Origin of the sequence: Roseovarius sp., from assembly GCF_027019125.1 — a bacterium.
Taxonomy (GTDB): domain Bacteria; phylum Pseudomonadota; class Alphaproteobacteria; order Rhodobacterales; family Rhodobacteraceae; genus Roseovarius.
This window is the reverse complement of sequence record NZ_JALUXE010000007.1, coordinates 28,768-42,452: the sequence shown is the minus strand read 5'-3', so window position 1 is coordinate 42,452 and position 13,685 is coordinate 28,768. Positions and strand designations below refer to the sequence as shown.

The window sequence follows — 13,685 nt, the reverse complement described above, 5'->3', positions numbered from 1 at the left end:
ATGGACCGATTTCTATAGCCATGTCCCCGCTTGCTCTGACCTTTTTCTATCTTCTAGGCCTCAACGCCCTCACGCTCGGGCTGTTCTGGTGGGACAAGCGATGTGCCATCGAGCGGCGCTGGCGCGTGCCAGAGAGCACGTTGTTGACACTCTGCCTGATCGGCGGCTCCCTCGGGGCCAAGACCGGCCAAGGCATTTTCCGCCACAAGACGCGCAAGGAACCGTTTCGCACCTCGCTCAATGCCATTGCGGTGCTGCATATCGGCTTTCTCGGGGCACTCGTCCTCCCGGAATTCCGGGCCTCGGTCATGAACATTCTGACAGAGGCCACCAGCTATGTCCTCGGCCTTGCCGCCAGCTTGATAGCCGCAGCCTGACCGCCGTTCACATGAAAATGGCCCGGAGTTTCCTCACGGGCCATTCGCGTATCTGTGCAAAACTCGGGCTCAACGTCGACGGCGACCGTCGTCCTCTTCGTCCTCATCATCGTCATCCGAGGCCGGCAGGTTGAAGAAGCTGTCCGCGTCGTATTTCTTCTCGCGCTCTTCCGGGTGGTAATCCTGGCCAAGGGTGAAATTCTCCAACCCTTCCAACGCCGTCGGCATGCGCGGCTCAAGATCCGCCTCAAGGCTTTGTTCCGTGCTCAAGAGCTTGCGACGTTCGTCATCGGTCAGCGCAGCCCCCTCCTTGGCCTTTTTCGCCGCGGCCTTCTGGACGGCGGCATCCAGTTCGGACTGTTTGCACAGGCCAAGGGCGACGGGGTCGATCGGCTGGATGCTGGCGATGTTCCAATGGGTGCGCTCGCGAATCGCCTGAATGGTCGGCTTGGTCGTGCCCACAAGGCGTGCAATCTGACTGTCGGCCAGTTCGGGATGGAACTTGACCAGCCACAGGATCGAGGCCGGGCGGTCCTGGCGCTTCGACAGCGGCGTGTATCGCGGACCGCGACGGGTCTCTTCGCCTTGGGCGGCGGCATTGAACTTGAGCTTGAGCTTGTGCAGAGGATTCGACTGCGCGCGGTCGATCTCTTCCTGCGTGAGCTGGTTGTTGGCGATCGGGTCAAACCCTTTGACACCTGCCGCCACATCGCCATCAGCGATCCCCTGCACTTCCAATTCGTGCATGCCACAGAAATCGGCGATCTGTTTGAAACTGATCGTCGTATTGTCCACGAGCCAGACGGCGGTGGCCTTGGCCATGATCGGCTTTGACATCTCTCAGGTCTCCTTTACCCAAAACTTCCCCGGCGCCTGAAAGGCGGTTCCGGCGGGCCGGAACGGGTTTCCATTGTAGGGGAACTTGGCGGCCTTATACTGGCCTTGCCGATAAAATGAAAGACCTAAGAATGCGTGTGCCCGTTGCCTTGTTTCTATGCCTTTTCCTGTTGCCCCTGTCCGCTGCCGCGCAATCACACCGGTCGGGCGTCTTCGATTACTACGTGCTCAGCCTCAGTTGGTCGCCCACCTGGTGCGCGCTTGAGGGCGATGCGCGGGACGCTGCGCAATGCGAGGATGCCGCCGATACCGGTTGGGTTCTGCATGGGCTGTGGCCGCAGTATCATCGTGGCTGGCCAGAACATTGCCAGAGCGCGCATGCGCCCCCCACCCGCGCGATGACCCGCGCGATGGAGGATGTGATGGGAAGCGCGGGCCTCGCCTGGTATCAATGGAAGAAACACGGCTCTTGCTCGGGGTTGAGTGCCGCCGACTATTTCGCGCTGTCGCGCACGGCATTTGACCGTGTCACCCGGCCAGAGGTATTTCGCAAGCTCACGAAACCAGTGAAACTGCCCGCCAAGGTGGTCGAAGAGGCATTTCTCAAGGCCAATCCGGGGTTGGAGCCAGACATGCTGACGATCACCTGTCGCCAGGGACGCATCCAAGAGGCGCGGCTCTGTCTTTCGCGCGATCTGACCCCGGTGCCGTGCGGTGTCGATGTGGTGCGCGACTGCGCCATGCGCGACGCGCTCTTTGATCCGATCCGGTAATCCTCCCGCATCGCCTCTTGAACCCCGCCGGCAATTCCTGAATGGTCGCGCCAAACAGGCGCAGCAGACGGGACAGGCAAGATATGGACATCCGGGCAATCCTCATGGGGCTGGGCTTTGCGCTCATGTGGTCCTCGGCCTTTACCTCGGCACGGATCATCGTTTCTGCCGCCCCACCGCTGAGTGCGCTTGGCCTGCGGTTCTTGATCTCGGGGCTGATCGGCATCGCCATCGCGCTGATGCTGGGCCAGAGCTGGCGGCTGACACGCGCGCAATGGCGCGCGACGATCATTTTCGGCATTTGCCAGAACGCGCTCTATCTGGGGCTGAATTTCGTGGCGATGCAGACGATCGAGGCATCGCTCGCGGCCATTATCGCCTCGACCATGCCACTGATCGTCGGGTTTTTCAGCTGGGCCTTTCTGGGCGAGAGGCTGGGCAAGATCGGCATCCTCGGCCTTTTTGCCGGGCTTGGCGGGGTGGTGATCATCATGGGCGCGCGACTTCAGGGGGGGATGGACCTCTATGGTGTGGCTCTTTGCGTGATCGCGGTGTTTGCCTTGGCCTTTGCCACCCTCGCGGTGCGCGGCGCGGCCTCGGGCGGCAATTTCCTTATGGTGGTGGGTCTGCAAATGATGGTGGGGTCCGTCATCGTGGGCAGCATCGGCCTTGCCACCGAAACTCTCGAGATCGCATGGAGCGCGCGGCTTGTCGTGGCGTTTCTCTATACCACGCTCGTGCCCGGCCTCGCCGCGACGCTGGTCTGGTTTCTGCTCGTCGAGCGTATCGGCGCGACGCGCGCCGCCACCTTCCATTTCCTTAACCCGTTCTTTGGCGTGGCCATTGCTGCCGTGCTGCTCAATGAGGCGCTGCGACTGGGCGACCTCATCGGCGTGCTGGTGATCATGGGCGGGATTCTGGCGGTGCAACTCTCGCGCCAAAGGCGGGTCTAAGGGCCCGGAATTTTCAAAAAATTCCGGGCCGTTTTCTTTTCAAGAAAACGGTCTCAGCCGATCCTTCCGCGAGGCCCGTCACCGATCTGACCGCGATGCAAAAGCAGGTGGTCAAGGATCACGCAAGCCATCATCGCCTCGCCCACCGGCACGGCGCGAATGCCGACGCATGGATCGTGCCGCCCCTTGGTCACAACCTCGATCGGGTTGCCATCCACCGTGATCGACTGACGCGGGGTCAGGATCGAAGAGGTCGGCTTGACCGCGAAGCGCACGACAATCTCTTGGCCCGTGGAAATCCCGCCGAGGATACCGCCCGCGTGGTTCGAGGCGAATTCCGCGCCGTTCTCGCCCATGAAAATCTCATCGGCATTGGCGCTGCCGGTGAGGCGCGCGGCGGCCATACCCTCGCCGATCTCGACGCCCTTGACGGCGTTGATCGACATCATCGCCGCGGCCAGATCCGTATCGAGCTTGCCATAGATCGGCGCACCCAGACCAGCGGGCACACCGCGCGCAACGACTTCGATCACCGCGCCGACCGAATCGTGCTGCTTCCGCAGCGCTTGCAGATACTCTTCCCATGCGGGGGCCGCCGCCGCATCGGGCAGCCAGAAATCATTGCCGTCAATCGCGTTCCAATCGAAGCGCGCGCGGTCCAATTCCATCTCGCCCATGGCGACCATGTAGCCCTTGATCTCGATCCCCGGCACGAGGGCCGCAAGGGCGGCGCGTGCCACACCGCCCGCCGCTACCCGCGCTGCTGTCTCGCGCGCCGAAGAGCGACCACCGCCGCGCGGGTCGCGCAGGCCATATTTAAGGTGATAGGTAATATCGGCGTGCCCGGGGCGGAATGTCCTGGCAATCTCGCCATAATCACGCGAGCGTTGATCGGTGTTCTCGATCATCAACTGTATCGGCGTGCCCGTGCTCTGCCCCTCGTAGACGCCGGACAGGATACGCACCGCGTCCGGCTCGTTGCGTTGGGTCATGTTCTTGTTCTGCCCCGGACGGCGCTTGTCCAGCCAGTGCTGCAACATTGCCTCGTCCAGAGCCACCCCCGGCGGACAGCCATCCACCGTGGCCCCAAGCGCGGGCCCATGGCTTTCGCCCCAGGTGGTAAAACGAAACAGATGTCCAAACGTGTTGAGGCTCATGCGCAGGCTCCTTTGGCGCTGATCTAGCCCCGGCCCGCGCCAGCCTCAAGCCAATTTGGCGGGCTTTTGTCGCAAACAGGCGATCTATGGGATCGAATCAAGGTAGTCTTTGCCCCGTGTCAGACTGGTGAGGTTGCCCAAATCAATTGAAACCGGATCAATCAGAAAACACTGGTGCAGAGCGCAGGCCCTGCTAACACTAGCGACAAGACTGTCCAAAAAACGACAGCAGCCCAACATCAAGATCAACAGGGAGAAAAGAATGACCAACAAACTATCGCACGAGACCGTGCGCCCAATCGTCGCCAAGATGGCCGAGGACGCGCGCGCGGGCAAGATGAGCCGCCGCGAATTCGTGGCCCTTGCCTCGACCTTTGGCGCCTCGGCAACGGCGGCTTATGGCCTCCTGGGCCTTGCCGCACCGACACCCGCCCATGCCGAGGAGGGCAAGAAAGGCGGCGTGCTGCGCGTGGCCAGCCGCGTGATGGATATCACCGATCCGCGCAAATATGCATGGACCGAGCCGGGCAACCTTGCCCGCCAATTCTGCGAACCGATGGTGCGTTGGGCCTCTGATTTCAGCTTTCAGCCGATGCTGCTGGAAGGCTGGGAGGTCAGCGACGACGCCAAGACCTATACGCTGAAGGTCCGTCAGAATGTCGTTTGGAACAATGGCGATGCCTTCAACGCTGATGACATCATCCACAACCTCAACCGTTGGTGCGACAAGGCCGCCGAGGGCAATTCCATGGCTTCGCGCATGGGGACCTTGATTGACCCCGAGACCAACAAGGCAATTGAGGGCGCGATTGAGCGGGTCGATGACTATACCGTCCGCCTCAACCTGCCGCGCCCCGATATCACCATCATCGCGGGCATGTCCGACTATCCGGCACTCTGCGTCCACCCCAGCTTTGGTGAAGATGGCGACTTGGCCAAGGCCCCCATCGGCACCGGCCCGTTCGAGCTTGTGTCGATCGAAATTGGCGTGGCGGCGGAATACAAGCGCCGCGAAGACGGCAAATGGTGGGGCGGCGACGTCTATCTCGACGGGATCCGCTTTATCGACTTTGGCGAGGACAACGCGTCTATCGTGGCGGCATTTGATGGCGACGAGATCGACATCAACGACGAATCCACCGCCGATTTCATCGAATCCTACGATGCGCTTGGTCTGGTGAAGCAATCCAAGCCCACGGCCAACACCATCGTCGCGCGCATGCGCGCGGATACCGCGCCCTATGACAGCAAGGAATTGCGCAACGCCATCCAACTGGCTTGCGACAATGCCGTGCTGCTGGCCATTTCAATCAATGGCGAGGGCATTCCGGCCGAGAACCACCATGTGGCCCCCTTCCATCCGGAATATGCCGAATTGCCGGCAATTACGCCGGACCCGGCCAAGGCTATCGAAATGGCCCGCGCAGCAGGGCATGGTGACACGGAAATCGAGATCATCTCGATTGACGGCGACTGGCGCACGACCACGACCGATGCAATCGGCGACCAGCTGCGTCAGGCAGGGTTCAACGTCAAGCGCACGGTCATTCCAGGGGCAAGTTTCTGGAATGACTGGACCAAGTATCCTTTCTCGACGACCAACTGGGGTCCGCGCCCGCTGGGCGTTCAGGTGCTGGCACTGGCCTATAAATCGGGCGAAGCCTGGAACGAATCGGGCCATGCAAACCCCGAGTTCGATGCGTTGCTGGATGAGGCCCTGGGCATTTTCGACGCCGACAAGCGCCGCGAATATTCGGCCAAGCTGCAAGCGATGCTGCAAGACAGCGGTGCCGTGATTCAGCCGTTCTGGCGTAATCAGGCGCTGCACCACACAGACAAGGTCAAGGGTGTGCAGGCGCATCAGTTCCGCGAAATGCACTATGAAAAGGTCTGGCTCGACGTCTGATCGCGTGCACCGGTAGAAACTGGGCCGCCCGTCATGGGCGGCCCTTTTCGTTCAGACCACTTCGGCGCGCAACGCGGCCATACGCTCGGCCAAAAGCTTGCGCGATGTGTCATCCTTGAGCCTGCCCGCGTCATCAAACGCGTTCATCGCTCCCGCAATCAGAACGGCCGTGCCCGGCACCAAGCGCGCTTGCAACTGGGTGAGGCACGAGAGCGTCATGAATTGCGCCGTCTCGCCGCCGGTGCGCCCCGCCGAGGCAGAGACCACGACCACGGGCTTGTCCTTGAATGCGGCCCCCGGAACCCGGCTGATCCAATCAAGCCCGTTCTTGAGTACACCCGTGATACCCTTGTTGTATTCAGGCGCGCCGATCACCACGGCATCGGCGTCCTTGATTTGCTGTGCGAGATGCTTCACGGCCTCCGGCACACCCTCCGCCTCTTCCAGATCACCATCGTAGAGCGGCAGGTCGAGGCTGCCTTCGCTGATCTCTGCGGGGCCGAACGCCTCTGCCGCTTCGGCCAACAGCATACGATTATACGATCCCTTGCGCAGCGATCCGGAAATCAACAGAAGTTTTGGGTTTGCCATTCTTCATCCTCTCAAAAGTGAACCAATCTCGGTCACAAACTGGGGCGAGAGGGGGTATTTGACAATATCAAGTGTCTGCACAGCCCCTGTGCGGCGCTTCGGACCCATAGAGAAACCCCGGCGCGGCGAGCAGACCACAGCCGGGGCAGGCACCCGCCACTCGTGGCGAGGAGGACGCGATTACCAGTCCACCGGGCCTTTGTCCGCGAATTGATGGACCAGAAAGTCGATGAAGGCCCGCACCTTGGGCTGGGTGAACCGGCCCGGCGGATAGACGGCATAAATACCCTGCGATTCGAGCGGCAATTCGGGCATGGCATCTTCGACCAGCCCATCGGCCATAGCGCGGGAGTAGAGGAACGAGGGCAGATAGGCGATGCCAAGCCCAGAAATCGCGGCATTGAGCAGGGATTGCCCGTCATTCACGCTCAGGCCTCCGGCCGTGCGCACCTGCCGCTTTTCCCCGGAGGGTGCCGTCAGCTTCCACACCGCGCCACCGGCTTGGCTGGAGTAATGCAAGAGCTTGTGCTCGTTCAGGTCGTCGATCTTTTGCGGGCGCCCGTATTTCTGGAAGTAGCTCGGACTCGCGATCATGCGCTTGGTGGTCTCGGTCAGCTTGCGGGCGCGCAGGGTGCTATCCTCCAGCTCGCCGATGCGAACGGCCATGTCAAAGCCTTCGGAAATGAGCTCCACGTAGCGGTTATTGAGCACCATGTTGACGGTGATGTCCGGAAATTCCTCGAGAAACTCGCCCAGAACCGGACTCAGATGATTGACCCCAAAGTCCGTCGCCACAGAGATGCGCAAAAGGCCCGAAGGGTCCGACTGCATCGAACTGACCAGAGCATCGGCCTCGCCTGCGTCATTGAGAACGCGCAGCGCCCGATCATAATAGGCCAGACCGATCTCGGTCGGGCTGACGCGCCGCGTGGTGCGATTGAGCAACCGTGCCCCCAAACGCGCCTCGAGCGACGAGACATGCTTGGACACGGCGGATTTGGAAATGCCCATTTTGCGCGCCGCATCTGTAAATCCGCCCTGGTCCACAACGGTGGCAAAGGCTTCCATTTCGGTCAGGCGATCCATCCTAGTCCCTCTGAGTTGCATCTTGATTGTCTTTGTGACGGGAAAATCAGGCACAACTGGGGCGCTTGCCGGACAATATCTGGATAATGTCGGCATAGTTCGCCAGCTGGAAACACGGAAACACCAAGCTGTGATTGTTGACGGGCTGAGCCAACGCACCAGTTATGATAGCATAGCCGTGGGAGGAGCTACTATGACGCGCATCACTGCAATGACTGCAACCGCCTTTCTGAGCTTTGCGACACCTCTTCTTGCCGGGGATACCCCCGCGCCCGAGGGGGCAGAGGTCTATTTCGTCAATCTCGAGGATGGCACCACCGTAAGCACACCCGTGACGATCATCTTTGGCCTCAAGGGCATGGGCGTGGCCCCGGCCGGTACCGAGAAAGAGGCGACCGGGCATCATCACCTGCTGATCAACCGCCCACCCTTGGGCGAAGGGCCGGATGGGGCCGAAGAGCTGAGCGTGGGCCTGCCCGCCGATGACAATCATCGCCATTTCGGCGGCGGTCAGACACAGGTGACGCTGGACCTCGCCCCGGGCACGCATACGCTGCAACTGGTCATGGGAGACCTGAACCATGTGCCACACAGCCCGCCCGTCGCGTCCGAGGTGATCACGATCACCGTCGAATAACCCGCGTCAGAGCGTGGCCGCCAGCCGCGTGCCCTGATCAATCGCGCGCTTCGCGTCAAGCTCGGCGGCCAAATCCGCGCCGCCGATCACATGAGCCGTGATTCCGCGCGCCTCAAGCGCATCGGCCAGACTGCGTTCGCTCAATTGCCCGGCGCAGAGCACGATGGTATCCGCCTCGATCAACGTCGGGCGTTCGCGTGCCGCGCCGAAACTCACATGCAAACCTTCCGCGTCAATCCGCTCGTAATTGACGCCACCGATCATCTCGACGCCCTTCATCTTGAGCGCGGCGCGATGGATCCAACCCGTTGTTTTGCCCAGACGCTTGCCGGGGGCCTCTGCCTTGCGCTGCAAGAGTGTCACCTTGCGAGCGGGCGGCTCGGGCTGTGGCCCTTGCTCGGCCAGGCCACCGCGCACCTCTGCCGGATCGCCCACGCCCCATTCGGCACGCCAGAGCGCGATATCCTCTGTCGGGCTGATTCCCTCATGCACGAGGAATTCGGACACATCAAACCCGATGCCGCCCGCGCCCACCACAGCCACGCGGCGACCCACCTCTGCGCCGCCCCGCAGCACGTCGATATAACTGACCACGTTTGGCCCGTCCTGCCCCGGAATAGCCGGATCGCGGGGAATCACGCCGGTGGCGATGATCACGGTATCGAACCCGTCCAGATCGTCTGCCGTTACCTCCTGCCCCAGACGCAGATCAACGCCGGCCTCTTCCACCATGACAGCGAACCAGTCCACCAAGCCTCGGAATTCTTCCTTGCCGGGGATGACCTTGGCCATGTTCAACTGACCGCCAAGCTCTGTCGCCCGGTCAAAGAGCGTCACCTGATGCCCCCGCCCCGCCGCCGTAATCGCCGCCGAGAGGCCTGCGGGCCCCGCACCGACTACGGCAATCCGCTTGGATGCGGTGGCAGGCGCAATCACCAGTTCGGTTTCGTGGCAGGCGCGCGGATTGACCAGACATGAGGTCAGCTTGCCCGAGAATGTGTGATCCAGACAGGCCTGATTGCAGGCGATGCAGGGGGCAATCGTGGCGCTGCGCCCCGCCGCGGCCTTGTTGACAAACTCTGCATCCGCCAGAAACGGCCGCGCCATGCTAACCATATCGGCGGCCCCATCGGCGAGCACCGCCTCGCCCACTTCGGGCGTGTTGATCCGGTTCGAGGTGATGACCGGAATCCCCACCTTGCCCATCAGCTTTTTCGTGACCCAGGCAAAGCCCGCGCGCGGCACACTGGTCGCAATGGTGGGAATCCGCGCCTCGTGCCAGCCGATTCCGGTGTTGAGAATACTGGCACCGGCACGCTCGATCTCTTGCGCCAGTTGCACCACCTCTGCGTGGGTGCTTCCGCCCGGCACCAGATCAATCATGCTGAGGCGATAGATGATGATGAAATCAGAGCCCACCGCCGCCCGCGCCCGGCGCACCACCTCGATCGGCAGGCGCATGCGGTTTTCATACGAACCGCCCCAGCGATCCGTGCGCTTGTTGGTATGGGTCACAAGGAACTGGTTGAGGAAATATCCCTCGGACCCCATGATTTCGACCCCGTCATAGCCTGCCTCGCGCGCACGCGCGGCGGCGGTGACGATGTCGGAAATCTGTTTCTCGATCCCCTCCTCATCCAGCTCCTTGGGTGTAAAGGGCGAAATCGGGGATTTGATGGCCGATGCGCTGACGCATTCCTTGCCATAGGCATAACGCCCGGCGTGCAGAATTTGCATCGCAATGAGACCGCCCGCCTCATGCACCCGGTTCGTGACGATCCGGTGATTGGCGATATCCTCGGGCGTAAACAGCCCTGCGGCGCCGGGAAATACGCCGCCCTCGCGATTGGGAGCCATGCCGCCCGTGACCATGAGACCCACGCCGCCCCGCGCCCGCGCCGCGTAAAACTCTGCCACCCGGTTCCAGTCGCGGGTTTCCTCAAGCCCGGTGTGCATCGACCCCATCAGAACGCGGTTCTTCAGCGTCACATGGCCCAGATCGAGCGGGCTGAGAAGATGCGGATATTCGGACATGGCTAACCTCCCTTGGCTGCCTCGCACCATGGCGCGGCACCACGATCTTGTCACCCCGGAACGCTGCGTTATGGCACCTGCGGCCCGATTCGATCCGCTGAAACGAAAAGGGCCGCCCATCGGCGGCCCCCTCCAAATCTCTAAGCGACGCTCAGAGCGCCAGATTGGGGATGATCTGCTTCTTGCGGCTCATGATACCGGGCAGGATCACGGCATCGCCCGACACTGTCGCGCCAAAGCTCTTTTCGGCAACGGTCTTGACCAGATCGTTGGGCACAAGCAGCGTGGCCTCTTCATTCAGGATATCAACCACGAAGAGCAGCACCTGATCGACGCCATCCTCGGCGGCGACGGTTTTCATGCTCTCCATCAGGCTCGCCTTGCGGTCAAGCACGATGGCGGGCGCTGTGGTTTCCAGAACGCTCACGCGGAACGACTTGCCGCCGACCTCGTATTCCTTGGAGTCCATGCGCAGGAGTTCGGCATCGGAAAAGGCCGATACGTCGGATTTCGCCGCGAACATTTCGGCGGCGTAATCGGGGATCGAAATGCCCAGATCGGCGGCCAGTTTCTCGGCGACGGCGCGGTCATGCGCGGTGGTGGTCGGCGAGCGGAATTCAAGCGTGTCCGACAAGATGCAGGTCAGCGCGGTGCCCTTGGCCCAGTCGGGCATTTGCGCGGCGTCTTCACCCATCAGGTCAAGCATGATGGTCGCGGTGCAGGCCAGGGGACGCACGGTGATGTCGATCGGGCCCTTGGTTTCCAGCCCGCCCACCAGCTTGTGGTGGTCGATGATCGCCTGAATGTCGGCATTGTTCACATTGGCAGGCAGTTCTGCCGGGTTGTTGGTGTCAACGATCACGCAGGGCTGACCGGCCTCGACATCGGAAATGATGCGCGGCTTGGGCAGGTCCCACTTGCGCAAGAGAAAGGCGGCCTCGGTGTTGGGCTCGCCCAAGAGGACAGCTTCGGCCTGCGCGCCCTTCACCTCATTGAGGTACCAGGCCCAGAGAATGGGCGATCCGGTGGAATCGGTGTCGGGCGATTTATGGCCGAAAACAAGCGTGGTCATGGGGGTAATCCTGTCATAGATGCGGGTTTGCGCGCCTTATAGGAGGGTGGGCGCAGCTTGTCACCTGCCCGATGCTGCGCTGCGGCATAAAATCCCAATTCGGATCGCGTGCAAAACGCGATTTTTGCGGATCAAAACGGTTGACTCGTCCCGACGCACTCCCTAGCTATGCGCCGTTAGCACTCGAACCCCATGAGTGCTAATGATCCCCGACCGGGATCATAGGGAGTAACTTTGAGCCAAGGAGCCTCAGAGATGGCATTTAAACCGCTGCATGACCGCGTGCTTGTCCGCCGCGTTGAAAGCGAAGAGAAAACCGCAGGCGGGTTGATCATCCCCGACAGCGCCAAAGAAAAGCCAAGCCAGGGCCAAGTGGTGTCCTGCGGCGATGGCGCGCGCAAGGACAATGGCGAACTGATCGCAATGGCAGTTAAGGCCGGCGACACCATTCTGTTCGGCAAGTGGTCCGGCACCGAAGTGACGGTCGACGGCGAAGAGCTGCTGATCATGAAGGAAAGCGACATTCTGGGCGTGATTTCGTAAGGGCATTCCCCCTCACGCTGATCCAACCGGAAATCAAACACGGGAGCACCTCAAATGGCTGCAAAAGACGTACGCTTTAATACAGACGCCCGCAATCGCATGCTCAAAGGCGTCAACACTCTGGCCGATGCGGTCAAAGTCACCCTCGGCCCCAAGGGCCGGAACGTGGTTCTGGACAAATCCTTTGGCGCACCGCGCATCACCAAGGACGGTGTTTCGGTTGCCAAGGAAATCGAACTGGAAGACAAGTTCGAGAACATGGGCGCGCAGATGGTGAAAGAAGTCGCCAGCCGCACCAATGACGAGGCCGGCGACGGCACCACCACCGCGACGGTTCTGGCGCAGGCCATCGTCAAGGAAGGCATGAAGGCGGTTGCCGCCGGCATGAACCCGATGGACCTCAAGCGCGGCATCGATCTGGCGACCAGCACTGTCGTCGAAGCCATCAAGGCCGCCGCTCGCCCCGTCAGCGACAGCGCCGAAGTCGCACAGGTCGGCACCATTTCTGCCAATGGCGAAGCCGAAATCGGCCGTCAGATCGCAGAAGCAATGCAGAAAGTCGGCAACGAGGGTGTCATCACCGTCGAAGAGAACAAAGGCCTCGAGACCGAGACCGACGTGGTCGAGGGCATGCAGTTCGACCGTGGCTACCTCAGCCCCTATTTTGTGACCAACGCCGACAAGATGATTGCAGAACTCGAAGACTGCCTCATCCTGCTGCACGAGAAGAAGCTGTCGAGCCTTCAGCCGATGGTCCCGCTGCTCGAGCAGGTGATCCAGTCGCAGAAACCGCTCCTGATCATTGCCGAGGATGTTGAAGGCGAAGCGCTTGCAACCCTCGTGGTTAACAAGCTGCGTGGCGGCCTCAAGATCGCTGCCGTCAAGGCCCCCGGCTTTGGCGACCGTCGCAAGGCCATGCTGCAGGACATCGCAATCCTGTCGGGCGGTCAGGTGATCTCCGAAGACCTCGGCATGAAGCTCGAGAATGTCGGCATGGACATGCTGGGCCGCGCCAAGAAGGTGTCGATCACCAAGGACGCGACCACCATCGTCGATGGCGCAGGCGAAAAGGCCGAAATCGAAGCACGCGTGTCGCAAATCCGTCAGCAGATCGAGGACACCACCTCGGACTACGACCGCGAGAAGCTGCAAGAGCGCGTGGCCAAGCTGGCCGGTGGCGTTGCCGTGATCCGCGTCGGCGGCATGACCGAAGTCGAAGTGAAAGAGCGCAAGGATCGCGTCGATGACGCGCTCAATGCAACCCGCGCAGCCGTTCAGGAAGGCATCGTTGTCGGTGGTGGCGTGGCGCTCGTTCAGGCCGCCAAGAAGCTGGCCGGTCTCGAAGGTGTCAACGGCGACCAGAATGCCGGTATCGCCATCGTGCGCCGCGCACTCGAAGCACCGCTGCGCCAGATCGCAGAGAACGCCGGTGTCGACGGCTCCGTCGTCGCAGGCAAGGTCCGCGAGAGCACGGATGCCAAGTTCGGCTACAACGCCCAGACCGACGAATATGGCGACATGTTCAAGTTTGGCGTGATCGACCCGGCCAAGGTTGTTCGCACCGCGCTCGAAGACGCATCTTCGATCGCTGGCCTCTTGATCACCACCGAAGCGATGGTGGCGGACAAGCCGCAAAAGGAAAATGCCGCTGGCGGCGGCATGCCCGACATGGGCGGCATGGGCGGCATGATGTAAGCTACGCCCGGCAAAATGCTATCG

General features: G+C 61.5%; 13 protein-coding genes. 7 read left to right on the top strand and 6 right to left on the bottom strand.

Going from position 1 to position 13,685, the window contains the following annotated elements; genetic code table 11:
- Positions 1–20 precede the first annotated feature (20 nt).
- Entirely contained in the window at positions 21–377 is a 357-nt protein-coding gene (locus MVC20_RS04020) for a DUF1294 domain-containing protein (RefSeq protein WP_297538691.1), read from the top strand.
- 69 nt (positions 378–446) lie between these two features.
- Here MVC20_RS04020 and MVC20_RS04015 read toward each other — a convergent pair whose 3' ends face one another.
- Complete coding sequence (locus MVC20_RS04015) at positions 447–1,214, bottom strand: cell cycle transcriptional regulator TrcR (RefSeq protein WP_297538689.1); 768 nt, start codon at positions 1,212–1,214, stop codon at positions 447–449.
- Between the two features lie 131 nt (positions 1,215–1,345).
- On the opposite strand from MVC20_RS04015, the gene MVC20_RS04010 reads away from it, so the two are divergent.
- Together MVC20_RS04010 and MVC20_RS04005 are read left to right on the top strand one after the other, a co-directional pair.
- Positions 1,346–1,987, top strand: a complete 642-nt coding sequence (locus MVC20_RS04010; protein WP_297538687.1) for a ribonuclease T2 — start codon at positions 1,346–1,348, stop codon at positions 1,985–1,987.
- 83 nt (positions 1,988–2,070) lie between these two features.
- Entirely contained in the window at positions 2,071–2,940 is an 870-nt protein-coding gene (locus MVC20_RS04005) for a DMT family transporter (RefSeq protein ID WP_297538685.1), read from the top strand.
- Between the two features lie 53 nt (positions 2,941–2,993).
- On the opposite strand, the gene aroC is transcribed toward MVC20_RS04005, so the two are convergent.
- Positions 2,994–4,097 carry a chorismate synthase gene (aroC, locus tag MVC20_RS04000; RefSeq protein WP_297538683.1) on the bottom strand — a complete coding sequence of 368 codons (1,104 nt, stop codon included), beginning with the start codon at positions 4,095–4,097 and terminating at the stop codon, positions 2,994–2,996.
- Positions 4,098–4,359: 262 nt separating this feature from the next.
- Between aroC and MVC20_RS03995 the strand changes: the two genes are divergently transcribed.
- Positions 4,360–6,003 carry an ABC transporter substrate-binding protein gene (locus MVC20_RS03995; protein WP_297538681.1) on the top strand — a complete coding sequence of 548 codons (1,644 nt, stop codon included), beginning with the start codon at positions 4,360–4,362 and terminating at the stop codon, positions 6,001–6,003.
- 51 nt (positions 6,004–6,054) lie between these two features.
- On the opposite strand, the gene MVC20_RS03990 is transcribed toward MVC20_RS03995, so the two are convergent.
- The gene (locus tag MVC20_RS03990) at positions 6,055–6,594 is read right to left on the bottom strand and encodes an NAD(P)H-dependent oxidoreductase (protein ID WP_297538679.1); all 540 of its coding nucleotides are present in this window, start codon (positions 6,592–6,594) and stop codon (positions 6,055–6,057) included.
- Positions 6,595–6,774: 180 nt separating this feature from the next.
- Positions 6,775–7,680: a LysR family transcriptional regulator gene (locus MVC20_RS03985; protein WP_297538677.1), complete on the bottom strand. Its 906-nt coding sequence runs from the start codon at positions 7,678–7,680 to the stop codon at positions 6,775–6,777.
- 193 nt (positions 7,681–7,873) lie between these two features.
- Between MVC20_RS03985 and MVC20_RS03980 the strand changes: the two genes are divergently transcribed.
- Positions 7,874–8,317, top strand: a complete 444-nt coding sequence (locus MVC20_RS03980) for a DUF4399 domain-containing protein (RefSeq protein WP_297538675.1) — start codon at positions 7,874–7,876, stop codon at positions 8,315–8,317.
- Between the two features lie 6 nt (positions 8,318–8,323).
- Here MVC20_RS03980 and MVC20_RS03975 read toward each other — a convergent pair whose 3' ends face one another.
- Together MVC20_RS03975 and MVC20_RS03970 are read right to left on the bottom strand one after the other, a co-directional pair.
- The gene (locus tag MVC20_RS03975; protein ID WP_297538673.1) at positions 8,324–10,351 is read right to left on the bottom strand and encodes an NADPH-dependent 2,4-dienoyl-CoA reductase; all 2,028 of its coding nucleotides are present in this window, start codon (positions 10,349–10,351) and stop codon (positions 8,324–8,326) included.
- Between the two features lie 151 nt (positions 10,352–10,502).
- The gene (locus tag MVC20_RS03970; RefSeq protein ID WP_297538671.1) at positions 10,503–11,423 is read right to left on the bottom strand and encodes a manganese-dependent inorganic pyrophosphatase; all 921 of its coding nucleotides are present in this window, start codon (positions 11,421–11,423) and stop codon (positions 10,503–10,505) included.
- Between the two features lie 255 nt (positions 11,424–11,678).
- Between MVC20_RS03970 and groES the strand changes: the two genes are divergently transcribed.
- Positions 11,679–11,966 (top strand): co-chaperone GroES, encoded by a 288-nt coding sequence (groES, locus tag MVC20_RS03965; protein ID WP_297538669.1) that lies wholly within the window; start codon positions 11,679–11,681, stop codon positions 11,964–11,966.
- A gap of 54 nt (positions 11,967–12,020) precedes the next feature.
- Complete coding sequence (groL, locus tag MVC20_RS03960; protein ID WP_297538667.1) at positions 12,021–13,661, top strand: chaperonin GroEL; 1,641 nt, start codon at positions 12,021–12,023, stop codon at positions 13,659–13,661.
- The last annotated feature ends 24 nt before the right edge of the window (positions 13,662–13,685 follow it).